A 23,166-nucleotide genomic window follows, 5' to 3' on the forward strand; every position below is an offset into this window, starting at 1 on the left:
TCTCTTTGTGCGCTTGAACCTGTGTTTTGAGACAAGCTGGTGCGTTTATTTATCTTGTTTTTTATAAAAACCAAGATGCTTCGATGTTATGGGCATACAGAACGCAAGGCATTGTCTAGAATGGTGGCCTATGCCTGAATGTTATTAATGCCTATTGGCTTTATTGAGAGAAAGTGGATTTTTATGGCGATGAACTGGAACCAACTGCTCTGCGCGGATCGTTTGGGTAAGCGTGTGGCAAAGCATGAGGAAGGGCGTTCGCCCTTTCACTCGGATCACGACAAAATTATTTTTTCCGGGGCTTTCCGTCGTCTCGCGCGCAAAACGCAAGTGCACCCTATGGCGACTAACGATCATATCCATAATCGCATGACACACAGTTTGGAGGTGGCTTGTGTGGGGCGCACGCTCGGTATTCGTGTTGGGCAGGCATTGAAAGACAAAGGTGATTTGCCTGCGCATATCTGGCCAACGGATATTGGCGATATAGTGCAGGCAACCTGCCTGGCACATGACATCGGCAACCCGCCGTTTGGCCATACGGGTGAAGATGCAATCCGTAACTGGTTTCAAAAGGAGGGCGCTGAATTTCTAACGGATTTGTCGCCCTCCGAGCAGGATGATATTCGGGTATTTGAAGGCAATGCGCAGGGCTTGCGTGTGTTGACTACTTCCGAGTATCACCAGTTTCATGACGGTATGCGTTTGACCTATGCAACGCTTGCGTCCTCTATTAAATACCCCTGGACATCATCACCCACGGTATTGGGGCAGCGCCCGAAAGATACCAAGTACGGAATATTTCAATCCGAGCTGGAACACTTCCATGAGATCGCGCAAAAAACCGGGCTGATTGAATTGGGGCACGATTGGTATTGCCGCCATCCGCTGGTGTATTTGATGGAGGCGGCCGATGATTTTTGTTACGGCATTATCGATTTAGAAGATGGTTTGGAGATGGGGATTCTCAACTGGGCTGAAATTTATGAATTGTTGCACCCGGTAATTGCTGATTCCCCGCAGCTTGGTGACTTGGAGCGCTTGCTGAAAAAAGTGAATGATGGTCGCAAACCGGCATTGGTGCGCGGCAAGGTAATTGATGCTTTTATCAATGCCGGCACTTCCGCGTTTATTAAACATCAAGATGCATTTTTACGCGGGGAAGTGCAGGGTGATTTAATTTCGCTGTGCGATCCGAAAGTGCGCAACGCTGTACAAGCGGCAAAAGATTTAGCCAAACGCAAAATTTTTAATCACTCGCGTCGGGTTGAGTTGGAGATTGGCGCTTATGCGGTGATTGGCACTTTGTTAAATACGGTGTGCTCTGCCGTTTATGCATCGCTCGGCGACCCGGCGCAAATGACCTACAAAGATAATCGCGTTATGGCGTTGATTGGCGAAAACAATTTTCACCCGGATGTAAGCAACAAGGCGCACAACTATAAATACCTTGCATTGATGGCGGTGATTGATTTTATCAGCGGTATGACCGACAACTATGCTACAAATCTTGCCAAGCAATTTAACGGCATGGGCCATTCAGCCTACTAAAAAAACGGATGTTAGTGCCCCTATGTTAAATGCAATTTTATCGCCAGTGGCGGCGCGCAGCGTGGTGGTATTGTGCGCGGTGTTATTGGTGTTGGCCGCGCCCTTATTTTTTGTGGGCGGGCCGGATTGGGTATCTTCAACGCTCTTAAAAAACCTGTGGAATTTTGGTCATGTGGTTTTTTTTGCGTTGCTGTTAGTGGTGGTGCAATGGTTTGTACCACTCACCCATTGGCACCAGTGGCTGGGTGTTACTTTATTGGCCTTGTTGCTGGGGGCGACAGTTGAAGTGGTGCAGCATTTTGTGGGGCGCTATGCAAGCTGGGGAGATTTATTCAATAACCTGGTGGGGGTATGGCTGGGTTTGTTTTGGGGGCAGCACCTGGGCGCGGCGCGGCACCCAAACCGGGTGCGATGCGCGCGCGTGTTGAGCCTGTTATTGATCGGCCCGGCGCTGTGGCTGGTGCTAGAGGCGGCTTGGGCCGAGTTGAGTTTGCGTCGTGCGTTTCCGCTGGTGAATAGTTTTGAATCGCGAGCGGAGTGGCAGCAGCTGGTGTTTAATCCTGAACGCATAGGCTTACAGCCAAGTACAACGGCCGTCAGTCATGGCGAGCAATCCCTACAAGTGGATCTGATGGCTGGCGGCTATTCCGGGTTGCGTTTGCGAGTGTGTTATGGTGATTGGCAGGGCTTCAATGTGGTGGCGATGGATTTGTTCAACCCTGAAGCCGACCCTATGTCGTTGGTTTTGCGCTTATCCGATGTGATCCATGATCGCGGCGATAACCATTATGATGACCGTTTTAATCGCGCGCTGCTGTTGCAGCCGGGGTGGAACAGGCTGCGTTTTGCCATCGCCGATATAGCACGCAGCCCCAAGCAGCGTAGTATGCAGTTGGATGCCTTGTGTAACTTGGGAATCTTTGCGGCAGATCTACCGCGGCCGCGCCGTTTTTATCTGGATAATATCCGGCTGGAATAACGGGCCCACAAAAACAAACCGCCGATAAATCGGCGGTTGTGTGACTGGATGCAAGAACGGCTAAAAATCCAGATCAGAAATATCGTCGTATCCGAGCTGATCCTTAATGCGACGACGCTCCAAGCGATCTTCGATTTTGCGACGCATTTCCAAGGTGTGCTGGCTGGCTTCTTTGCCAGTCAGTTTTGGTGTTGCCTCTTCATCATCGGTTTCGATGCTATCACTTATAAGATCAGTATCCGGTGACTCTACATCAACTGACATAAGACTACTCCAACATTGATAGAGAGAAGGTTTGGCGTCGTTTCCCGCAGAGGAAAAATTGACCCGCGCTATTTACCATAGCCCATTAAAAAACAAAAGAAAAATCTTGTTCGGCAAGCGAGATTTTTCTTTTTACCTTGGCGCCAATCTGGGTTACAAAGCGCGCCTGTGGCCGAGGTGTGAAGCCGGTATCAGGTGCAAGATTCAAACATCATTTTTGGGCGAGGTCGAACGACAGTGGCAAAAAAACAAGCGGAAGTCATTGGCTGGCGCGAGTGGGTTGGCCTGCCAGATTTTGGTATTGCTGCCATTAAGGCAAAAGTGGATACCGGTGCACGCACCAGCGCTTTGCACGCCTACTATGTCACGCCGTTTGAAAAGGATGGCAAGCCCTGGGTCAGGTTCGGTTTGCACCCCCTGCAACAGGACAGCCTCACCTGTATTGAATGCGAGGCACCGGTAAAAGACGTACGGCAAGTCACCGACTCTGGCGGTCACAGTGAAGAGCGGGTAGTGATTGAAACCTGCCTGCGTATTAATGGCCTGGAAATGCCCATCGAGGTCACTCTCACTGACCGCGAAAATATGCGCTTCCGTATGCTGCTGGGGCGCAGTGCACTCAAAAAAGGGTTTTGGGTGGATAGCAGCAAATCATTTTTACTCGGCGGCTCCAAAGACCAGCCGCTGATGTCTGCACTCTAGGGCGATTCATTCCCCGGGTGCCTCCCGTTACTTGATCAATATCCTTCAGGATTCCTATGAAAATCGCTATTTTGTCGCGCAATCGTCGCCTTTACTCCACGCGTCGTTTGGTGGAGGCATGTACCAAACGCGGCCATGAAGTGCGTGTAATCGACATTTTGAAATGCTACATCGACATTGCCTCTGATAGCCCTGCCATTTGGTACATGGGTGAATTGCTGGAGGACTTTGATGCGGTGATCCCACGCATTGGTGCTTCGGTAACTCACTATGGGCTGGCGGTGATTCGCCAGTTTGAAATGATGGGGGTTTACTGCCTTACCGAATCCATCGCCCTGGGGCGCTCGCGGGATAAGTTGCGCGCGCTGCAATTGCTTTCGCGCAAGGGCATAGGCTTGCCCAAAACCAGCTTTGCCTACAACGTGCACGATGCCAAGGAGCTGATCAAGCTGGTGGGCGGTACTCCGTTAGTGCTCAAACTCTGCGAAGGTACCCAGGGGCGCGGCATAGTGCTTGCCGAGACCCAGAAGGCCGCCGAGAGTGTGATTGAAGCTTTCCGCGAATTGCGCGCCGAGTTTTTGGTGCAGGAATTTATCAAAGAGGCCAACGGCAGTGACCTGCGCTGTTTTGTGATTGGCGATAAGGTCGTTGCCGCCATGGAGCGCACCGCTGCAGAGGGTGAATTCCGCTCCAACCTGCATCGCGGTGGCTCGGCCAAGCTGGCCAAATTGACCCCCACAGAGCGCCGTACAGCAATCAAGGCAGCACAGACCATGGGCTTGCAGGTCGCCGGTGTGGATTTGCTGCGCTCCTCGCGCGGGCCTTTGGTGATGGAGGTAAATTCATCGCCCGGTTTGGAGGGTATTGAAGGGGCGACGCACAAAGATATTGCCGATGCGATTGTGGCGTTTGTCGAGGAAAATGCTCGCCCCAATGCCAACAAAACCCGGGGTAAGGGTTGATCTGCGGTGAGATAAAGTCGGGGGCGATTAAGCCCCCACTTTGAGCTGCTGTTCGCGCAGGTGATTTTCCAAACGTACAACTGTGCCATCAAAATAAAAGCGACCATTGCGGAAGTGGCCTTCCAGTTGTTTGGCGGTCATGGGTTTGGCATAAAAGAATCCCTGCGCCTGATCGCAGCCATGGGTGCGCAACCATTCGGCTTGACCTTCGTTTTCAACCCCTTCAGCGATTACCCGCATCTGCATATTGTGCGCAAGGCCAATAATGGATTTGGCTATAGCGGCGTAGTTGGCATCGTCGTGAATATCGTGGATAAAACTGCGATCAATTTTCAATTTTTGCACCGGGAAACGCTGCAAATAAGCGAGCGATGAATAGCCGGTACCAAAGTCATCAATGGCGAGGTACATACCCATTTGGTTGAGCTGGTTGAGCTGGTTGATGGTTTCGCCCGCGTGCTCCATGGCACAGCTTTCGGTGATTTCCAACTCCAGGTATTTGGCGGCCAGCCCGATTTCAGCAAGTATCGCTTCCACCTTGCCGGGGAAATTCTTCTGACGGAACTGGCGCGGCGATAAATTGACTGCAATCTTGCCGATATATTTGCCTGCATCCAGCCAGAGTTTTTGTTGGCGACAGGCCTCGCGCAGTACCCACTCCCCAATCGGCACAATAAGCCCGGTCTCTTCGGCCAGTGGAATAAAATGGGCCGGCGACACTATGCCGCGCTCCGGGTGTTGCCAGCGTACCAGCGCTTCTACACCGGTCATCTCGCCGGTTTTTAAATCCACTTGTGGCTGGTAGTAGAGTGTCAGTTGTTGCTGTTCAATGGCGCGGCGCAAATCGTTTTCCAACAGCAAGTAGTTCACCGCTGTTGCGTTCATGCCCTTGGTATAAAACTGGCAATTATTTTTACCGGCTTCTTTCGCTTTATACATGGCGATGTCAGCATTTTTTAACAGCTCATCCGTGTCATCCCCGTCTTCCGGGAACAGGCTTACACCGATACTTACGGTAGTAGAAATACTGTGGCCACTGACTTCAATTGGGCGCGACAGAGTGCTGAGTAATTTGTTGGCGACAAAAATAACATCGTCAATATCGTGAATACCTTCCAGCACCACCACAAATTCATCGCCACCCAAGCGTGCGACGGTATCCATATCGCGTACGCCTTCATTGAGGCGCGTGGCGAAGGCTTTGAGCAGAATGTCACCGGCGTCGTGACCCAAACTGTCATTAATATTTTTAAAGCGGTCGATGTCGAGCAGCATCAGCGCAACGCGAGAATTGGCGCGGCGGGCGCGGGCCAAACCGTGGTAAATGCGATCGTAAAACAGTGAGCGATTGGGCAGCGAGGTCAGTGAATCGTGAAAGGCCATATAGTTGAGTCGCGATTGCTGTTCGCGCAGCGCTGTCTCGGCCAGTTTTCGTTCGGAAATATCGGTGCCGATAGTGCACACCCCAAACGCTTTTTGCTGCTTGTCGCGCAGTGGAAATTTGACCAGTAAATAGGTGTGCTGGGTACCATCTTTATGCATCAGATCCAGCTCAACTTCGTAGGTTTGCTGGGTCTTTTTGGTGGCGAGGTCTATCTCCCACATGGATTGGGCAACGTCTTTGGGGTAAACATCAAACACGTTTTTGCCCACAATACCGTCTTCACCCACATTGGCCATTTGATTGTAATGCTCGCTGGCCAAGACTATGTTGCCGTCCAGGTCTTTTACTGAAATCAGCGTGGGCGAGTAATTCAAAATCGCATTTAAATAGGTTTCGCTGGCCCAGAGTGCTTGTTCCGCCACGCGAAACCGTTCGGCTTGTTCTTCGTGGTGCCACATATCAATAACCTGACGCACCAACAGGGAACTGAATGTCCATACGGTATCCAGGTCTTGTACCGCGTGTTGCAAGCTCGCCAGGTCATCCTGGGATTCCATATAAAACACCGCGATGGTTTTCTGGTTTTCGCAAATCGGGTGCAAAAAGCAGGCGCGGGTATCAACGGGAATAGTTTTGCCAATAAGGCCGCTCATGGCACTACGGCTCAGTGCCAGTGCCTGGCCGGATTCAAATACATCGTGAATAAATGCAGAGGGTAGGTTGTTAATGCGATTGAGCGAGGTGGCGATAGCATTAATCGCAGTGTGGGTGCCTGTGCGATTGGCAATGGCTTCCACGTAGATATGATTGTCGCGGGCAATAAGTAAGGCAACGCGCTGAATGGTGTGTTTGGCAATAACCAACTTCACCAATCGCTCGGCAATTTGTTTGTGATTTAAGTTGGTAAAAAGTTGCTGGAACTTTTTAATCAACTCTACAGCCGTATGTTTCGGCTGCGCTGGGTCACTATTTGGCATATTCACTCAATTTGGGTGATGGTCTCGCAATTTAGTGTGTTCGTACATCTTATTCCCCGGTGTGAGGGGATCCGCTATCACTAAACATCTCTCTGGTGGCCACTCTTCCGGGGCCTGCATATCCCAAATTTCTAACTTGAATCAGTACTTTACAACAAAAGCGCCTAAAGCCACGCTTTTTTATGATAAATGAACACGCCCTGTAAAGCTCAAGCAAAAATTAGTGATTCGTTGGTTAATTTTGGTGTCAATGTGTTTCCAATCTTCCCAACTTTGGCGCGCATTTTGCGAAAAAGATGATGTGTGTGCCAATACTATGTTTTCATAAGAAATTGGAAAAAGCCGGTTCGCGCCGTACAGCCATTGAAATCCGGTTCTGTGCCCTGGCAGCTATTCGCTTTTACCCTGCACTGATCTAGGCTTATTTAAAGATTCATTTATAACGCTATTTGCACTGTTATCGCGTGCTGGAGTGGTTCAATCATGCGTCATCAGGTTCCTTTCGTAGGTGAGCGTAAGGTCATTCGCGCCGATGATGAACAGGCGCGCAGCAAACGTATCAGTGGCCGCGTAATTGATGATGTGGTTGGTAATGGGGTGGCGCAAAGTAGTTGGGAGGATGTGGTGCCGGAAGGCTGGGTTGATCGCTCCATTCCCAAGTCTGCCCAGAAAACACTCACGCCCGGCTCGGCGTCACGTTCACCGGCAACCCCTACGCCTCGTCCTCAGGTTCCTATTCGCTCCGGCAATACAAACAGCGCTACGCACAAGCCGGCTGCTACCAAGCCGCTTGCAAATAAATCCACCGCCAGTTCCGGCGCCATTACCTTTTCAGATTCCGCCTCCCTGGATTGGACGCCTATCAACAATGGGCGCGGTTTGCGCATTAATATCCACGGCGCTATCGACAGTGATTTGCGCAAAGAGTGGGCGCGCCTGTTGGAAGGTACGGGTGATGCGAACATTGAGGCGTTTGAATTTAATTTAAGCGACGCCCCGGCCTTGAGCTTGACGGGTTTGGGGATGTTGCTCTTGTTCAAAGAGCGTAAAGGCTCAGCGCGGGAGAGCATCAGCCTGTGCAACTGTAATAAAGAGGTGGCGCAGTTGCTGGAGTGGACAGGTATGGATCGCTATTTTGTGATTAAAACCACGCAGATTTCCGATAAATCCTGAAGCGGTTAAACGCTCTCGACACCCTATTGCCCATAACAAAAAAAACCGGTCTGCTTGGCAGTACCGGTTTTTTGTGCGGGATGTTTTTTTAATCACCTGTTTGCGCGCGGCATCAGGCTTTTTTTAACGCCTCGATCAGCGCCTGCATCTGCTCGTCGGTGCCGATGGTGATGCGCAAAAACTGGCTGATACGCGGCTTGTTAAAGTAGCGCACCAGAATCTTGTGGTCGCGCAGGTGTTGGGCAAGGTCTGCCGCATTCTTGCCCAGTGGTTCGGCAAACACAAAATTGGCTTGCGATGGCAGCACTTTGAAGCCGAGCTTTTCCAGCTCGGCCGTTGTCCAGTTGCGAGTGGCGATAATCTGGTCGCGGCAGCGGCTGAAATAAGTTTCATCCTCAAACGCCACAATCGCCGCAGCTTCTGCAATGCGGTCAAGTGGATACGAATTGAACGAGTTTTTCACCCGATCCAGCGCATCGATTAAATCCTTATGACCCACTGCCAAACCTACGCGCATCCCCGCCAGTGAGCGCGACTTGGACAGGGTTTGTACTACCAACAAATTGGGATATTTATCTACCAAGGCAATGGCCGTTTGCGCACCAAAATCCACGTAGGCTTCATCGACAACCACAACCGATTCGGTATTTTGCTGCAACAGTGCTTCGATTTCTGCCAGAGGTTTACCAATGGCCGTGGGTGCATTGGGGTTGGGGAAAATAATGCCGCCGTTAGCCTGTGCGTAATCGGCGAAATTAATGGTGTAATCCTCGCACAACGGGATGGTTTGGTAATCAATACCAAACAGTTTGCAGTACACCGGATAAAAACTGTAACTGATATCCGGAAACAGCAGCGGTTTACCCTGCTGGAAAAACGCCATAAACAGCAGTGCCAACACTTCGTCTGAACCGTTGCCAACAAATACCTGTTCCGCTGTCACGCCGTAATAATGCGCGATGGTATTTTTCAGTTTTTTGGAATTGGGATCGGGATACAGACGCAAGCGGTCGATGGTGTCATGGTTAATCACGTCGATCACCTTGGGCGAGGGCGGGTAAGGGCTCTCATTAGTGTTCAACTTGATCAAACCATCAATTTGTGGCTGCTCACCGGGCACATAAGGCTCCAATTCGCGCACCACAGGACTCCAAAACGTCGACATGCTTGCTCCTCAACCATTGCAGCAAAAAAGAGTGCGCAGTATACGCGTTGAGGCGCGCGGCTCACACCCAGCGCTTTAACAAAATACTCGCATTGACCCCGCCAAAGCCAAAGCCGTTGGAGATGGCGTAGTCGATTGCCGCTGTGCGTGCGCTGCCGTGAACTATATCAACACCCGCTGCGGCCTCGTCCTTATGTTCGAGATTCAAGGTAGGCGGGATCATTTGGTCGCGCAGTGCCAGCGCGGTAAAAATGGTTTCAATGCCGCCAGCCGCACCGAGTAAATGACCAGTGGCCGATTTGGTGGATGTCACGGCTACCGTCTCTCCATCACCAAATACGCGTTTGATCGCTGCAAGCTCACCTTTATCGCCCACAGGCGTTGAGGTTGCGTGTGCATTGAGATGTTGGATTTGTGCGGGAGTTATTCCCGCTTGTTTGATAGCAATTTCCATCGCGCGTTTGGCGCCGTCGCCGTCCTCTGGTCCTGATGTCAGGTGATAGGCATCGGCACTGGTGCCGTAGCCGACAATTTCAGCAATCGGCTGCGCGCCGCGAGCGAGCGCATGGTCGAGTGATTCAATCACCAAAATTCCCGCACCTTCACCCATCACAAAACCATCGCGGTCGCGATCAAAGGGGCGCGATGCACGGGTCGGCTCGTCATTAAAGCTTGAGGATAAAGCCCTCGCTGCCGCAAAGCCGCCCAAGCTGACTGTGTGGATGCAGGCTTCAGCACCGCCACAAATCGCCACATCAACCTCGCCCGCACGGATCATGCGCGCTGCATCACCAATGGCTTGCACACCTGCCGCACAGGCAGTAACCGGTGCTCCCAGCGGGCCTTTAAATCCGTATTTGATCGACACATGTCCCGCCGCCAAATTGACCAGGAAGGAGGGAATGGTAAAGGGTGATAACTTACGGGTGCCGCGCGTATCCGCAGTGCGCACGGCATCGGCAATCGCCGGAAAGCCGCCCACGCCGGAGGCGATAATCGTCGCCGTGCGCTCTTGCTGCTCAGTCGTTGTCGGCTGCCACTGGGCTTGTTGCAGGGCTTCATCGGTGGCGGCGAGCGCAAGCAAAATAAAGCGATCCATCTTGCGCTGGTCTTTGGGAGTGACGATTGCATCCGGATTCAAACCAGCTTCCTCATCTTCTTCGAGAGTAGGAACTACACCGCCGACTTTAGCCGGCAGGTCATTGACCATGTCATCGGGCAAGCGGCGCAGGCCGGATTTCCCCGCAAGCAAGCGCTGCCACACAGGTTCAATGCCGCAGCCGAGCGGTGAGGCTATGCCCATTCCGGTAATCACAATTCGGGTCTGCTGGCTCATGGACGCTTCCTCGATTAATTTATATATGACACTCATCATTTATAATTATATGATGCTCATCATGTATAGTGTCAAACACTATTTGGTCATAGGTCGATGACGTTTTAATTAGTGGGTGGAAATAACGATGAGAGTCAGCAGAGAGCAGGCAACAGAAAATCGCGGAAAAATTTTACATACCGCTGCACAACTATTTCGCGAGAAAGGTTTTGATGGCATAGGTATTGCCGATCTAATGAAAAAGGTAGGCTTAACCCATGGTGGTTTTTATGGCCATTTTGCCTCCAAAGAAGATTTGATGGCGCAGACCTGTGAGTATGCTGTCGATGACATCCTGGCACAAAATCGGGCAAGTTTTGGCGAAGGTGAGGGGACGTACTACCAACGGTTTATCGCCAATTATTTGTCCTGCGAGCATCGCGATAACCCCGGCAGCGGTTGTTTGATGGCGGCACTGGGTGCTGATGCTGCACGGCAATCGCCTATGATCAAACGCGCGTTTACGCAGAGCTTTAATCGCTTGCTGGCATCGCTGATGAAGATCTTGCCTGTCAAAAATGAAGCGGCAAAGCGTGAACAAGCGCTGGCGACATTAGCATCGCTGGTGGGAGCCCAAGTGATTGCGCGCGCGGTGGATGACCCTGAGCTCTCGCAAGAGGTATTGCGGGCGGTGTCTAAACGATTGCATTGAATTAGCGCTATAGTTGCCTTACCCACCCCATGGGAGTCTGCTTATGAACATCCGTCCCCGTTTGGTGTTGTTCGATCTGGATGGCACGCTCTATGTTGGCGATACCCCAATTCCCGGTGCCATAGATTGCCTTGCCGCATTGCGTGCGCAAGGAATCGCTCTGCGCTTTCTCACGAATACCACCACCAAATCCCAACAACAATTGGTTGGGCAGTTGCGTGCCATGGGGTTTACCTTAGGCGACAACGAATTGATCAGCGCCCCGGTCGCTGCACGCTTGGCGCTGGAAAAAATGCAGCAGCAAGCGGGCAGGCCGCTGCGCATTTGGCCGCTGGTGGCGGACGCCATCCAGCCTGACTTCAGCAACTTTGTGATTGATGAACAGCAACCGGATTATGTTGTGTTGGGGGATATTGGCGATCGCTGGGATTTGGCGTTAATCAATCGTTTATTTCAGGTGATGCACAGCGGTGCGGAATTAATTGCATTGCACAAAGGTCGCTTCTGGCAAACCGGAGATGGCCTGAAAGCCGACATAGGTTTTTTTGTTGCTGGCCTTGAATATGTGTGCAGCAAAAATGCCTTGGTCATGGGTAAACCCAATCGCGATTTTTTTCAATTGATTCTCGACTCTGCCGGTGTTGCAGCGAGTGATGCCTTGATGGTAGGTGATGATATCGACAGTGATGTAGGCGGCGCGCAGCAAATGGGAATAGTGGGTTGCCTGGTAAAAACGGGAAAATTTCGCGCAAGCTACTTTGCCCAGTCATCGGTATGCCCCGATATGGTATTGGATTCTGTGGCTGATCTCACTGTGAGATAATTATTGTGCAGTGCAATTGCGCCCCTCAATTTTTCATTAACAATAAGTGGCAGTTAAAACATTTTTCTGTCGCGATAATTCCTCTCTCTTCCAAAATAGATTGAAAATTTCTGCCTACTACTTACCTAAATAGTAATAAAAATTTTTTAACTGCCTCATAGTTAAAATTGAAATCATTTCTTTTCTGTTGTGTTTCTATAATCTGGTGCGGAATATTTTCTTTTTTATAAAAAAAGAAATTTTTCGCGCCTTACTAATAAAAATTTAACAGTGCGCGCATGGAGAATGCTGAACGAAGTGCCGCTTTTTTTGATGGCGGCTGTCAGCGCGGTATCGCTGGCTGCACTGTTTAACACGCCTACAGAGGAAAGTACTATGTTTAAAAAATCCATCCCTGTCATTTCAATACTTGCACTCAGTATTTCCATGGTTGTGCATTCGGGCGTCACCATGGCAGATGCGTCAGCAACCACAAATAGCCCTACAACCAATAATTTTTGGTGGCCCAATCAACTGGACTTGAGTCCACTTCGTCAACACGGCGTTGAATCCAACCCCATGGGCGCGAACTTTAATTACGCCGAAGAATTTAAAAAACTGGATTTAAATGCCGTTAAAGCCGACATCAAAACCTTAATGACAAGCTCGCAGGATTGGTGGCCTGCCGATTACGGCCATTACGGCCCCTTTTTTATTCGCATGGCCTGGCACAGTGCCGGTACTTATCGCATTTATGATGGCCGCGGCGGCGCAGCGGGTGGGCAACAGCGTTTTGAACCCTTGAACAGTTGGCCCGATAACGTCAACCTGGATAAGGCGCGCCGTTTACTGTGGCCGATTAAACAAAAATACGGCAGCAAAATTTCCTGGGCGGATTTAATGGTGTTGACCGGTAACGTTGCATTGGAATCCATGGGCTTTAAAACATTTGGTTTTGCCGGTGGCCGTTTGGATGATTGGGAGGTGGAAAACGTCAACTGGGGCAGCGAGAAAAAATGGTTGGCGGATGAGCGTCATAGCGGGCAACGCGAATTGAAAAAGCCGCTCGCCGCAGTGCAAATGGGGCTTATTTATGTAAATCCGGAAGGCCCTAACGGTGTGCCCGATCCACTGTTGGCGGCGAAAGATATTCGTCAGGCCTTTGGTGGCATGGCAATGAATGATGAAGAAACCGTGGCCTTGATTGCCGGTGGCCACACTTTTGGTAAGGCGCACGGTGCGCGTAAGCCGGAGGATTGTGTTGGCAAGGAACCCGCCGCTGCAGGTTTGGAAGAGCAGGGCTTGGGGTGGACAAATAAATGCGGTAAAGGCAATGCGGGCGATACCATTAGCAGTGGCCTGGAAGGCGCATGGTCGGTGAACCCCATTGCATGGACAACACAATATCTGGATAACCTCTTCGCATTTGAATGGGTGCAAACCAAAAGCCCCGCTGGCGCTATCCAGTGGATTCCCAAAGATGGACAAGCGGCAAATTTAGTGCCGGATGCGCACGACAATACCAAGCGCCATGCGCCGATTATGTTTACAACCGATTTAGCCCTGAAGGAAGATCCTGAGTTCCGCAAAATTTCATTGCGCTTTAAAGAAAATCCAAAAGAATTTGAACTGGCATTTGCAAAAGCCTGGTTTAAATTAACTCACCGCGATATGGGGCCTCGCGTCCGCTATATTGGCGCCGATGCACCTACTGAAGATTTAATCTGGCAAGATCCATTACCAGCGGTAAACCATGATTTGATTACAGCGGCCGATGTGGCTTCACTAAAATCAAAAATACTCGCCTCGGGCGTGAAAACATCTGCGTTGGTAAGAACAGCATGGGCCTCTGCGGCCAGCTTCCGCAGTACCGATTTGCGCGGTGGTGCTAACGGTGCGCGTATTCGTCTTGCACCGCAACGGGATTGGAAAGTTAATAATCCGAAGGAAGTGAAACGCGTGTTAAAGGTGCTGGAGAAAATCCAGGTGGCATTTAACAAATCGCAAGCGGGCAATAAAAAAGTGTCTCTGGCTGATGTGATTGTGCTGGGTGGTGTTGCGGCCATAGAGCAATCCGCAAAACAAGCGGGTCATGCGGTCGCCGTGCCTTTTACGCCGGGCCGTGTGGATGCAACCCAAGCGCAAACCGATGCACAGTCGTTTGCCGTGCTGGAGCCCAAGGCTGATGGTTTCCGCAATTACTACTCAACCGCCAGTGACTTGTCGCCAGCGGAGGCCTTGGTTGAGCGCGCACAATATTTATCGCTGACGGTGCCTGAAATGACGGTCCTGGTGGGTGGTTTGCGCGCACTGGGTGCCAACAGCGATGGTTCCAATAACGGCATCTTCACCGACAGGCCTGGCACATTGAGCAATGACTTTTTTGTGAATTTGCTTGATATGTCTACCCAGTGGAAAAAATCGGTTAAAAAAGAGGGGCTATATGAAGGCCTTGATCGCAAAACCGGAAAACTGAAATGGACTGCCACACCGGTTGATTTGGTGTTTGGCTCGCACGCCGAATTGCGCGCGATTGCTGAAGTCTATGCCGCTAATGATGGGCACGAAAAGTTCGTGCAGGACTTTGTTACGGCATGGCATAAAGTGATGCAGCTGGACCGTTTTGATGTGAAATAAAGTGTGGTTGAAAAGGTAAAACTACGGCGACTTCAAGTCGCCGTAGTTTTATGAGCGAGCCGCTTTCTGCGGGACAAAATAAAAAACACGGTGTGTCAGCAAAATAGCTGCACAGATTAATCCGACAATCAGCGCCGTCCAAAAACCGGCTGCGCCCATTGGTTCGGCGGTTAACCAATCTTTAAAGGTGAGCGCGTAGCCCAAGGGCAAACAAATACCCCAGAAGGCGAGCAACGTAATCAACATGGGGATTTTGGTATCTTTGTAGCCGCGCTGTACGTTAATCATGGTGACTTGAATAACGTCGGCAATTTGAAACAGTGCGCCCAATAAAAATAAATCGGCCGCAATTTTCTGCACCGCAAGGTCAGAGGTATAAAGGCTGGCAAACCAATCGCGTCCAAAAAATAACAAGCTGGCATTGGTACAACCAACACCCAAGGCTAATAGCAGCGCACTGCGCGCCAGCAAGCGCGCTTCACTGTAATCGTGAGCGCCCACTAAAAAACTCACCCGCAAGGTAATGGCAATGCCCAAGCTGAGTGGCAGCATAAAAAAGAGCGATACCAGGTTCAGCACAATTTGATGGGCAGCAACAGTGGTCGCACCCAAGGGCGCTAAAAACAGGGCAATCATGCAAAACATGCTGACTTCAATAAAACTGGTGAAACCAATGGGTAAACCCAGTTTTAACAAGCGTTTGATCAATGCCAGTTGCGGTGCAGCCCAACCGCTTAACAAGTGAAATGCAGCAAAGGTTTTACTGCGATTTAAATACACCAGCAGCGCCAGTGTTGCACACCAGTTGGCAATGCTGGTCGCCCAGCCGCAGCCAATACCGCCCAGTGCCGGTACTTGCACAACACCTAAATCGGCGCCGTAAATAAACATATAGTTGAGCGGTAAATTCAGCAGTGTACTCAGCAGTGAAAATGCCATGATCACGCCGGTATGACCAAGGCCATCGGTCAGGCCACGCAGCGCGGTGAGCAATAGCAAGGCAGGCACACCCCAGGCAAAGGCATCCAGATAACCTACGGCAATGCTGTTGGTTTTCTCATCCAATTGCAGAACGGTGAGCACCGGTTGCATATTGACCAACAAGGCGATCATAAACACCATTGCCACCAATGCGATGTAAATTCCCTGCCAAGTAGCGGGCATAATTTTGTCAAATTCTTGCGCCCCGCGATGGCCGGAAATCGTCGGCTGCATCGCCCCTAGCACACCGGCAAAAAATAACAGCACGGGAACCCATAGGCTGGTTCCTATACCCACACCCGCTAAATCCTCCGCACTGGCATGACCGGCCATCACCGTATCAATAACGCCGTTGGCCATTTGCGCCAGTTGCGCAATTAAAATCGGTGCACCCATCAGTGCGAGTTGTTTCCACTCATGCAGGGTGCGGGTAACCAGACTTTGGTTGTGATCGGGAAGGGGCTGGTGCTGATTGGTATCTAAAGGTTCCACTGGGTGTCCGTTGCTATAGAAGGGGAATTGCGGGTTGTATCAAGCAGGAAGCGGGGGATTTTAACGGAAATCGGTGCCGGGGGCATAATCTCTGTGTGGTAACCAGAAATATTGACGATTTTAAAACCACGGGTGTAAAAACAATCAATCCTTTCAGGTAGAAGTAAGACCCCCAATCCATTTAACAATTGGCAATGCTCCGTCATAGTGACCAATCTCAATCCGCGTGCAACTCGCGTAATCAATATGTAATTGTTTGAATAGCGCAGGGTTGCGCCAGTCCAGTTGCAGTAGGTGGGCGATAAGAATACGGATAACGCCGCCGTGACAAATAATCGCCCTGTGCCCCGGTTCTGTATTATTGATAAGCGATTCCCAGCCTGCGATTACCCGCGTTGCAAAATCGGTTAGTGATTCTCCTTGCGGTGGTTGCATGCGGTGAGGGGATTCCCAGAAGGCTTCGATATTTTTCCATTCATCGCCCAGCGCATCGAATGGAATTCCATCCCAAATACCAAAATCCATTTCTTGTAGCTTGTCTTCGGTATGCAAGGGAATTTTATGTTGTGCACAAAACGCCTGCGCGACTTGTGAGCAGCGAATTCTTGGGGAGCTGATCATTTGGTCTATGGGAGTTTGCGCGTGCAGATTATTCAGCGTGCAAGTTAAATCCCTATGGCCTGCTGCGCTGAGTGGAATATCCGTGCGGCCATAAAGCCCGGCGGGGCCATCGACTTTGCCGTGGCGTATCAAGGTGATAATAAGGTTGTTCACACTGCGGGACCTTTTAAGGTTAAGGGCAAACCGGCGGCAATAAAAAATACCTGGTCGGCGCGCTGTGCCAGTCGCTGATTTAATCGGCCTGCTTCATCCACAAATGTCCGGCTGACTTCACCAAGCGGAATGATTCCAAGCCCCACTTCATTGGCGACAAAAATAATGGTTGCCTGAGTTTGCTCCAGGGAATTGATCAACTGATCAAATAGTTGCGCGAAGTTCTGTTGCGGGTAATGAAAAAGTTGGTTGTTAAGCCAGAGGGTTAAACAATCCACCAAAATGCACTGTGGTTTTTGACTTTCGCGCGCAAGTGTTTCGACCAGTTGTAATGGGCATTCACAAGTTTGCCATTCCAGTGGGCGCTGTGTTTGGTGATGTGTAATACGCGCGGCCATTTCATCGTCCAGCGCTGTTGCCGTGGCGATATAAAGCACAGGCAGTTGGCTGTGAGTTGCGAGCTGTTCCGCAAAGCGCGATTTCCCCGAGCGCGCACCGCCCAGTACCAAGCTAATCATAATAAAAATCCTGGCGTAAATTGTGTGCTTACTATGAGCACTGCATAAATCACTAACTCGCTCACTTGCTGCGCTGCACCTAAACAGTCGCCGGTGTAGCCGCCAATCTGCCGCAAAAAATACCGGGTTATTAACTGGCGTAGAACTAACAAGGCGACAATAATGACGCAGGTGGTCTGCCAGTGCAGCAATACAAAAATGGGCGCAGCAGTGATGACCAGAATAAAAAAATCGGTGCGGGATTGATTATTGGCGAGAGGTTTACTTTTGCTACTGTCTTCATCGGCCACGTAAGGCAAGGTAAAAATTAAACTGGCGGCCAGAGTGCGCGACAGGGCGTAAGCAATCAGTAAACTCAGTGCAATCGCGCTGGTTTCTGCGAGCAACACGTATTTGCCCAGTAATGCCATGACCAGTGCAGCGGCACCATAACTGCCAATACGGCTGTCTTTCATAATCAGTAATTTTTTCTCGCGCGCAAAGGCGCCACCAAAACCATCGGCGGTATCTGCCAGCCCGTCTTCGTGGAAGACACCAGTGAGCAGTAAACTAAAAACCATGGCTAACCAAATACTGATGCTTGTGGAAAAAAGTTGACTCGCCGCGACAAATACACCCGCAACCAGTGCGCCTAATAACCAGCCCACTAATGTGTAATAACGGCTGGAGCGGTTAAGCAATTGTGGTGAGTATTCAACCCAGGCGGGCATAGGGATACGGCTAAAAAATCCCAGCGCGAGGAAAAATAAATTGAGTTGTTTTTTCACACCGTTACACCAGCACTTTCAAAGGTTGCCATTTGATTATAAAAACTGGTGGCCGCTTGAATGAGCGGCAACGCCAGTGCGGCGCCTGTGCCTTCACCCAAACGCAACCCCAAATCCAGCAGCGGATTTGCATTTAATAATTGCAGCAATAATTGATGCCCGGCTTCTTCAGACTTATGGGCAAAAATCATATAGGCGCGCGCATGCGGACTGATGTGGACTGCGAGCAATGCCGCCACGCTGACAATAAAACCATCCACCAGAATTAATTTTTGTGCCTGGGCTGTGGCGAGCATGGCACCACAGATTTGCGCGATTTCAAAACCGCCCAATTCCGCCAATATGTTCAGGGGTGATTGATCTGTAATACGGGCAACTCCCTGGCTGACCAGCGCGATTTTTTTGGCTAGCTGTTCGTCATTAATCCCAGTGCCTTTGCCGACACATTGCGTAACGGGGGCACCGCTCAGTGCGGCCAGAATAGCTGCTGCCGAACTGCTATTGGCAATACCCATTTCACCGAATGCCAGCAAATTGGAACCGGCGACTATTTCCTGTTCCGCGAGTGTTGCGCCCAGGCGCAGTGCCTGTTCGGCCTGTGCGATAGTCATCGCTGGCTCAACTGCCAGGTTGCGAGTGCCGGCGGCAATTCGTTGCACAATCAAGGCTGTCGGGGCGGGTTTGATTTCGTATTTAATCCCCGCATCGATCACCTTGAGTGGTAAATGGTTAGTGCGGCAAAAACAATTAATCGCTGCGCCGCCGGCTAAAAAATTCAACACCATCTGCTGGGTTACGCTGCTGGGCGCAATGCTTACCCCTTCCTCGGCAATGCCGTGGTCGCCGGCGAATACCAGCATCAAGGGGCGTTCAATACTGATGCGGTTTTTTTGTTGTACCAGCGCAATCTGCAGCGCCAATTGTTCCAACTGGCCAAGGGCGCCGAGAGGCTTGGTTTTCTGGTCAATGCGCGCCTGGATATCCGCTTCGGTGGTGCGATCAAGCGGGGCAATCTGCCAATTCAAGGATGCGGGGGTGGTAGCGTCGGTATGAAGAGCGGTGGGGATCGTCATGGAAAATGTTCCTGCAAGCGGGGGTGGCAAGTTATCACAGGCGCACGGGCAACTTAACCTCTTTAACCGCTTGCGCGTATAATCGCGCCCCGCAACGCTTGTCCGTTACCCCCTATTTGACTGGAGCTCGCCATGTTTGAATCCCTGCCGTTACTGCCGAATGATCCCATTTTGGGCTTGAGTATTGCCTACGCTAAGGATACCAACCCCAATAAGGTCGACTTGGGGGTTGGCGTCTACAAGAATGATGCAGGCCAAACACCGATTATGCGTGCTGTGGCGGAAGCGGAAAAACAGCGCATTGTGCGCGATACCACCAAAGCCTATACACCGCCAGCCGGCGTTCCCGGCGCTAATGAAGTGGCGACTCGCCTGGTTTTTGGTGCTGGCCACCCAGCGGTAGACGCCGGGCGCGTGCGTACCGTACAAGCTCCCGGTGGCTGCGGTGCACTGCGCGTAGCGGCTGAATTGATCCAGCGCGCCAAGCCCGGCGCCAACCTTTGGGTTAGTACGCCCACCTGGGCTAACCACATTCCCCTGCTGGGCAGTGCTGGTCTTAAGTTGCGTGAGTATCCCTATTACGACTATGCAACCCACAGCATTGATTTCACCGCCATGCTCAATACCTTTAAGGAAATTCCGCGCGGTGATCTGGTGTTATTACACGCCTGCTGCCACAACCCCAGCGGCGCTGATTTAACCCCAGCCCAGTGGGATCAAGTGGCCGATGTGCTTGAAGCGCGCGGTATTATTCCGTTTGTGGATATGGCTTATCAGGGGTTTGGTGAAGGTTTGGAGGAGGATGCCTACGGTCTGCGCATGTTGTCGGCGCGCTTGCCAGAAGTGATTATCGCCACCTCGTTTTCCAAAAACTTTGGCTTGTATCGCGAGCGGGCAGCGGCATTAAGTTTGGTATTCGCCGATTCCCAGCAGGCCGATGCCGGCTTTAGCCAGGTATTGAATGTGGCGCGGGCCATTTACTCCATGCCGCCCGCCCACGGTTCAACGATTGTCGACATTATTCTGCATAGCGATGAACTCACCCAGCTCTGGCACAGTGAACTCACCCAAATGCGTGAGCGCATTGCCGGTTTGCGGGTGCAATTGGTTGATAGCTTAAGCCGCTTGCAACAAGCGCGCGATTTCAGTTTTATCGCCCGTGAACGCGGCATGTTTTCATTCTTAGGCTTGACGGTAGAGCAAGTCCATAAACTTAAAAATGACTACAGTATTTACATGACAGATACCAGCCGTATTAGCGTGGCGGGTTTGACGGTGGAAAAAATGGATTACGTAAGCAAGGCGATTGTATCGGTGCTGTAATCGCTCTTATGATGAACATAAAAAAGGCGATACCTGAAATGAGAATCGCCTTTTTTATTGGGCTATTTTCCGTAACAGATTAATATTGTTGTTTGATTTTTTCCGGCTCACTCGCACTGAATTCCAGCTCGCGTTGCACCAGTCGCGGTTTTTCGGCGGTAGCGGGCGAGTCCAATTCAGTATCAATGCGCAAAACGGCTTTTTGCAAAATCAAGGTATTGGGATAGGTGATTAAGTTACCGTCATCGCGTTTTAAAATCACATGGAACATGGTGATTTCGATAATCACACCACTCATGTCGTCGTCCTTATCCAGAATTTTAATGCGATCATTTACCTTATAAGGGAAGCTGAAAAAGATAATCATGCTGGCGGTAATGTTGCTTAAAATCGACCACTGGGCAAACAGGGCGATACCAACCACCGCAAAAATGGACGATAGGAATACGGAGATTTCGCTGTAGCCTAAGCCCAGCACCAAACACATCACCACAATGCATAAAAATACCATGCCGATTTTCATCAGGCGGGTCATGTACAACACACGCAAATCACCTAGCGCGCGGCGCACACTCACATCGTGAATAATACGATCCAATAATTTTGAAGCGAGTGAAAACGCAATAATACAGCTGAGGATAATAATTAATTTGGAGAAGACGCCATGACTGGTCATCTCTTGTAAGAAGTTCATAAATTCCTGAAATGTTGGTAATTGATCCACTGTGGCACCTGCATTGCTGATTCAATAAACGACTGCCATACTCGTCAACACATTATACCTATCTACTGGCTGAACGAGCGCTTTATGAAACCGTTGTTGTGTATCGCCCATCGCGGCGGCCCATTAGCAGGGCCTTCACCCCTACCGGAAAATAGCCTGGCGGCGATTGCGCGCGCATTAACCCTGGGCGTATATGCGGTCGAAATTGATGTTTTTCAAATTCACGGTGAGCTTTTTGTGACTCATGACCGCCGCTTGGGGCGTGTTGTATCTGGTCAGGGAATAATCACTGCACAATCGCTGTCCTACCTCAATGCCCAGCATTTGGAAAATGGTGAACCGCTTCCACGCTTGCAGCAAGTGCTGGAATTGGTGGGCGACAAGGCGCTGCTTAATATTGAAATAAAAGGCGAAAATACCGTGCCCAAGTTAAGCCAGGTGTTGGATGATCATATTAAATCCCACCAGGGCAGTTATGAACATTATTGCGTATCCAGTTTTGATCACCAGCAATTATTCCAATGTTTGCAACAAATACCGCAAGTAAAACGCGGTGTGTTAATTGAAGGTATTCCGCTGGATTATGCCGCCTGCTGCGAACCACTTAAGGCCTATTCTTTCAACACTCATTTAAGTTTTATCACTCCGGAATTAATTCAGGATGCGCAAAAACGCGGGCTGAAAAATTGGGTCTACACCGTTAATCACGAGGATGATTGGCAAGCAATGCAACAACTGGGCGTGGATGCCGTGTTCACCGATAAGCCCGATGCATTGCTTGCGTTTACCAAAAAGACCGCGTGATGCGCGGTCTTTTTTTATGCGGATGCTGCATGCGCGATAAATCGATCAACGTAAATGCGTTTTGATTTGTGCCAGTGTCGATAAGGTTTTAATACGTAAGTCTTTATCGTAAACATCGATGGTGAACATAAATTCATCAACAGCGAGTTCGTCGCGCAATTGTTGCAAGCCATCCAGAATCTGTAGTTCATCGCCAACTTGCGCCAAGTCCAGGAATGCTTCCACGTTGTATTTTTCACTGGCTGACCAATCCAGTTGGCTCGGGTCTATGGGGGGACGCATCCACATGGGCTCGCCGCGAAACAAAGCCAGAATGCGCTGCACACTGGTAGTCGCATAGTGATGTGCCTTCGCTTCAGTTTCGCCCCACACCACCGGTAAGCCTAAAATAAAATACGGCTTCTCCAAGCGAGCGGATGGACGAAATTCACTGCGGTAGCGCTTGAGTGCGGCACGCATATGGGCCGGTGCAAAATGTCCGGCAAAAGAATAGGGCAGGCCGAGTTGCGCAGCGAGTCCGGCGCTGTAGAGGCTTGAACCTAAAATCCAAATAGGCACTTCAGTACCTTCACCGGGTACTGCGCGCAGGCGTTGTTGCGGTTGGCTGGGTTGCAGCAATTGCTGAATCACCTGGACCTCCTGCGCAAAGTTTTCCGCTGCATGTTCGTCGCGTTTAAGGGCGCGACTGGTCACGGGGTCAGTTCCGGGGGCACGCCCCAGACCCAAATCGATACGATCACCGTACAGCGAGGCCAGAGTGCCAAATTGTTCGGCCACAACAAGTGGCGAATGATTGGGCAGCATAATACCGCCTGAACCCACGCGGATCTGTTGGGTATTGCCTGCGATATGGCCAATCAGTACCGCCGTTGCTGAGCTGGCAATGCCTTGCATATTGTGGTGCTCAGCCAGCCAAAATCGTTTAAAACCCAGTGAGTCAGCGGCTTGGGCATAACTGAGGGCATGGCTGAAACTGTCGCAAGGGGTTTCATTGATTCGCACAGAGGCGAGTTCGAGCAGAGAAAATTCGACGGACATAACAACCTCATCCATATACATCAGCGCTCTATTCTACGGATCTTTGGGC

21 protein-coding genes are annotated in these 23,166 nt (G+C 50.7%); 10 read left to right on the plus strand and 11 right to left on the minus strand.

Annotation, left to right across the window (positions count from 1 at the left end; translation table 11 throughout):
- Nucleotides 1-138: 138 nt before the first annotated feature.
- The gene (locus tag B0D95_RS00680) at nucleotides 139-1,551 is read left to right on the plus strand and encodes a deoxyguanosinetriphosphate triphosphohydrolase (protein WP_244904633.1); all 1,413 of its coding nucleotides are present in this window, start codon (nucleotides 139-141) and stop codon (nucleotides 1,549-1,551) included.
- A 22-nt stretch (nucleotides 1,552-1,573) separates the two neighbouring features.
- On the plus strand, nucleotides 1,574-2,530 hold the full coding sequence (locus B0D95_RS00685) for a hypothetical protein (RefSeq protein ID WP_078042091.1): 957 nt from the start codon (nucleotides 1,574-1,576) through the stop codon (nucleotides 2,528-2,530).
- A gap of 60 nt (nucleotides 2,531-2,590) precedes the next feature.
- On the opposite strand, the gene B0D95_RS00690 is transcribed toward B0D95_RS00685, so the two are convergent.
- On the minus strand, nucleotides 2,591-2,794 hold the full coding sequence (locus B0D95_RS00690; RefSeq protein ID WP_078042092.1) for a PA3496 family putative envelope integrity protein: 204 nt from the start codon (nucleotides 2,792-2,794) through the stop codon (nucleotides 2,591-2,593).
- Nucleotides 2,795-3,031: 237 nt separating this feature from the next.
- Between B0D95_RS00690 and B0D95_RS00695 the strand changes: the two genes are divergently transcribed.
- Both B0D95_RS00695 and rimK read left to right on the plus strand, forming a co-directional pair.
- Nucleotides 3,032-3,496: an ATP-dependent zinc protease gene (locus tag B0D95_RS00695; protein ID WP_078042093.1), complete on the plus strand. Its 465-nt coding sequence runs from the start codon at nucleotides 3,032-3,034 to the stop codon at nucleotides 3,494-3,496.
- A gap of 56 nt (nucleotides 3,497-3,552) precedes the next feature.
- Nucleotides 3,553-4,458, plus strand: a complete 906-nt coding sequence (gene rimK / locus B0D95_RS00700) for a 30S ribosomal protein S6--L-glutamate ligase (RefSeq protein ID WP_078042094.1) — start codon at nucleotides 3,553-3,555, stop codon at nucleotides 4,456-4,458.
- Nucleotides 4,459-4,485: 27 nt separating this feature from the next.
- Here the strand turns inward: rimK and B0D95_RS00705 are convergent, their stop codons facing one another.
- Nucleotides 4,486-6,819 (minus strand): bifunctional diguanylate cyclase/phosphodiesterase, encoded by a 2,334-nt coding sequence (locus tag B0D95_RS00705; protein ID WP_078042095.1) that lies wholly within the window; start codon nucleotides 6,817-6,819, stop codon nucleotides 4,486-4,488.
- A 483-nt stretch (nucleotides 6,820-7,302) separates the two neighbouring features.
- Here B0D95_RS00705 and B0D95_RS00710 point away from each other — a divergent pair, with 483 nt between their 5' ends.
- Nucleotides 7,303-7,992, plus strand: a complete 690-nt coding sequence (locus B0D95_RS00710; RefSeq protein WP_078042096.1) for an STAS domain-containing protein — start codon at nucleotides 7,303-7,305, stop codon at nucleotides 7,990-7,992.
- A gap of 112 nt (nucleotides 7,993-8,104) precedes the next feature.
- Here the strand turns inward: B0D95_RS00710 and hisC are convergent, their stop codons facing one another.
- Nucleotides 8,105-9,157 (minus strand): histidinol-phosphate transaminase, encoded by a 1,053-nt coding sequence (gene hisC, locus B0D95_RS00715; RefSeq protein ID WP_078042097.1) that lies wholly within the window; start codon nucleotides 9,155-9,157, stop codon nucleotides 8,105-8,107.
- 61 nt (nucleotides 9,158-9,218) lie between these two features.
- Complete coding sequence (gene fabF / locus B0D95_RS00720) at nucleotides 9,219-10,493, minus strand: beta-ketoacyl-ACP synthase II (RefSeq protein WP_078042098.1); 1,275 nt, start codon at nucleotides 10,491-10,493, stop codon at nucleotides 9,219-9,221.
- A gap of 127 nt (nucleotides 10,494-10,620) precedes the next feature.
- Between fabF and B0D95_RS00725 the strand changes: the two genes are divergently transcribed.
- The 3 genes from B0D95_RS00725 (at nucleotide 10,621) to katG (ending at nucleotide 14,623) form a co-directional block, all read left to right on the plus strand.
- Nucleotides 10,621-11,184, plus strand: a complete 564-nt coding sequence (locus B0D95_RS00725; protein ID WP_078042099.1) for a TetR/AcrR family transcriptional regulator — start codon at nucleotides 10,621-10,623, stop codon at nucleotides 11,182-11,184.
- Between the two features lie 43 nt (nucleotides 11,185-11,227).
- On the plus strand, nucleotides 11,228-12,007 hold the full coding sequence (locus B0D95_RS00730; RefSeq protein ID WP_078042100.1) for a TIGR01458 family HAD-type hydrolase: 780 nt from the start codon (nucleotides 11,228-11,230) through the stop codon (nucleotides 12,005-12,007).
- Between the two features lie 375 nt (nucleotides 12,008-12,382).
- A complete protein-coding gene (gene katG / locus B0D95_RS00735; RefSeq protein ID WP_078045563.1) occupies nucleotides 12,383-14,623 on the plus strand; it encodes a catalase/peroxidase HPI in 2,241 nt (746 codons plus the stop codon).
- Nucleotides 14,624-14,671: 48 nt separating this feature from the next.
- On the opposite strand, the gene B0D95_RS00740 is transcribed toward katG, so the two are convergent.
- The 5 genes from B0D95_RS00740 to cobT form a co-directional block, all read right to left on the minus strand.
- Nucleotides 14,672-16,096, minus strand: a complete 1,425-nt coding sequence (locus B0D95_RS00740) for an MATE family efflux transporter (RefSeq protein ID WP_078042101.1) — start codon at nucleotides 16,094-16,096, stop codon at nucleotides 14,672-14,674.
- Between the two features lie 153 nt (nucleotides 16,097-16,249).
- Nucleotides 16,250-16,870, minus strand: coding sequence for an alpha-ribazole phosphatase family protein (gene cobC / locus B0D95_RS00745; protein WP_078042102.1), 621 nt, complete (start codon nucleotides 16,868-16,870; stop codon nucleotides 16,250-16,252).
- Nucleotides 16,867-17,388 carry a bifunctional adenosylcobinamide kinase/adenosylcobinamide-phosphate guanylyltransferase gene (gene cobU / locus B0D95_RS00750; RefSeq protein WP_078042103.1) on the minus strand — a complete coding sequence of 174 codons (522 nt, stop codon included), beginning with the start codon at nucleotides 17,386-17,388 and terminating at the stop codon, nucleotides 16,867-16,869. The genes cobC and cobU overlap by 4 nt, the downstream gene beginning before the upstream one ends.
- Nucleotides 17,385-18,155 (minus strand): adenosylcobinamide-GDP ribazoletransferase, encoded by a 771-nt coding sequence (locus B0D95_RS00755; RefSeq protein ID WP_078042104.1) that lies wholly within the window; start codon nucleotides 18,153-18,155, stop codon nucleotides 17,385-17,387. Before B0D95_RS00755 ends, cobU begins: the two co-directional genes overlap by 4 nt.
- Nucleotides 18,152-19,228, minus strand: a complete 1,077-nt coding sequence (cobT, locus tag B0D95_RS00760) for a nicotinate-nucleotide--dimethylbenzimidazole phosphoribosyltransferase (RefSeq protein ID WP_246841690.1) — start codon at nucleotides 19,226-19,228, stop codon at nucleotides 18,152-18,154. The genes B0D95_RS00755 and cobT overlap by 4 nt, the downstream gene beginning before the upstream one ends.
- Nucleotides 19,229-19,360: 132 nt before the next feature.
- Between cobT and B0D95_RS00765 the strand changes: the two genes are divergently transcribed.
- The gene (locus tag B0D95_RS00765) at nucleotides 19,361-20,551 is read left to right on the plus strand and encodes an amino acid aminotransferase (RefSeq protein WP_078042105.1); all 1,191 of its coding nucleotides are present in this window, start codon (nucleotides 19,361-19,363) and stop codon (nucleotides 20,549-20,551) included.
- Between the two features lie 79 nt (nucleotides 20,552-20,630).
- Here B0D95_RS00765 and B0D95_RS00770 read toward each other — a convergent pair whose 3' ends face one another.
- Nucleotides 20,631-21,275, minus strand: coding sequence for a mechanosensitive ion channel domain-containing protein (locus tag B0D95_RS00770; RefSeq protein WP_078042106.1), 645 nt, complete (start codon nucleotides 21,273-21,275; stop codon nucleotides 20,631-20,633).
- An 84-nt stretch (nucleotides 21,276-21,359) separates the two neighbouring features.
- Here B0D95_RS00770 and B0D95_RS00775 point away from each other — a divergent pair, with 84 nt between their 5' ends.
- Nucleotides 21,360-22,079, plus strand: a complete 720-nt coding sequence (locus B0D95_RS00775; protein ID WP_078042107.1) for a glycerophosphodiester phosphodiesterase — start codon at nucleotides 21,360-21,362, stop codon at nucleotides 22,077-22,079.
- A gap of 45 nt (nucleotides 22,080-22,124) precedes the next feature.
- Here B0D95_RS00775 and B0D95_RS00780 read toward each other — a convergent pair whose 3' ends face one another.
- Nucleotides 22,125-23,117, minus strand: a complete 993-nt coding sequence (locus B0D95_RS00780; RefSeq protein WP_078045565.1) for an LLM class flavin-dependent oxidoreductase — start codon at nucleotides 23,115-23,117, stop codon at nucleotides 22,125-22,127.
- Nucleotides 23,118-23,166 lie beyond the last annotated feature (49 nt).

It is taken from the genome of Cellvibrio sp. PSBB023 (assembly GCF_002007605.1).
GTDB lineage: Bacteria > Pseudomonadota > Gammaproteobacteria > Pseudomonadales > Cellvibrionaceae > Cellvibrio.

Excerpts from the sequence above, each read along its gene's own strand:
- B0D95_RS00680 (WP_244904633.1), top strand. The coding sequence starts at position 139 with ATGTTATTAATGCCTATTGGCTTTATTGAGAGAAAGTGGATTTTTATG.
- B0D95_RS00685 (WP_078042091.1), top strand. The coding sequence starts at position 1,574 with ATGTTAAATGCAATTTTATCGCCAGTGGCGGCGCGCAGCGTGGTGGTA.
- B0D95_RS00690 (WP_078042092.1), bottom strand. The coding sequence starts at position 2,794 with ATGTCAGTTGATGTAGAGTCACCGGATACTGATCTTATAAGTGATAGC.
- rimK (WP_078042094.1), top strand. The coding sequence starts at position 3,553 with ATGAAAATCGCTATTTTGTCGCGCAATCGTCGCCTTTACTCCACGCGT.
- B0D95_RS00705 (WP_078042095.1), bottom strand. The coding sequence starts at position 6,819 with ATGCCAAATAGTGACCCAGCGCAGCCGAAACATACGGCTGTAGAGTTG.
- B0D95_RS00710 (WP_078042096.1), top strand. The coding sequence starts at position 7,303 with ATGCGTCATCAGGTTCCTTTCGTAGGTGAGCGTAAGGTCATTCGCGCC.
- hisC (WP_078042097.1), bottom strand. The coding sequence starts at position 9,157 with ATGTCGACGTTTTGGAGTCCTGTGGTGCGCGAATTGGAGCCTTATGTG.
- fabF (WP_078042098.1), bottom strand. The coding sequence starts at position 10,493 with ATGAGCCAGCAGACCCGAATTGTGATTACCGGAATGGGCATAGCCTCA.
- B0D95_RS00725 (WP_078042099.1), top strand. The coding sequence starts at position 10,621 with ATGAGAGTCAGCAGAGAGCAGGCAACAGAAAATCGCGGAAAAATTTTA.
- B0D95_RS00730 (WP_078042100.1), top strand. The coding sequence starts at position 11,228 with ATGAACATCCGTCCCCGTTTGGTGTTGTTCGATCTGGATGGCACGCTC.
- katG (WP_078045563.1), top strand. The coding sequence starts at position 12,383 with ATGTTTAAAAAATCCATCCCTGTCATTTCAATACTTGCACTCAGTATT.
- cobU (WP_078042103.1), bottom strand. The coding sequence starts at position 17,388 with ATGATTAGCTTGGTACTGGGCGGTGCGCGCTCGGGGAAATCGCGCTTT.
- cobT (WP_246841690.1), bottom strand. The coding sequence starts at position 19,228 with ATGACGATCCCCACCGCTCTTCATACCGACGCTACCACCCCCGCATCC.
- B0D95_RS00765 (WP_078042105.1), top strand. The coding sequence starts at position 19,361 with ATGTTTGAATCCCTGCCGTTACTGCCGAATGATCCCATTTTGGGCTTG.
- B0D95_RS00775 (WP_078042107.1), top strand. The coding sequence starts at position 21,360 with ATGAAACCGTTGTTGTGTATCGCCCATCGCGGCGGCCCATTAGCAGGG.
- B0D95_RS00780 (WP_078045565.1), bottom strand. The coding sequence starts at position 23,117 with ATGTCCGTCGAATTTTCTCTGCTCGAACTCGCCTCTGTGCGAATCAAT.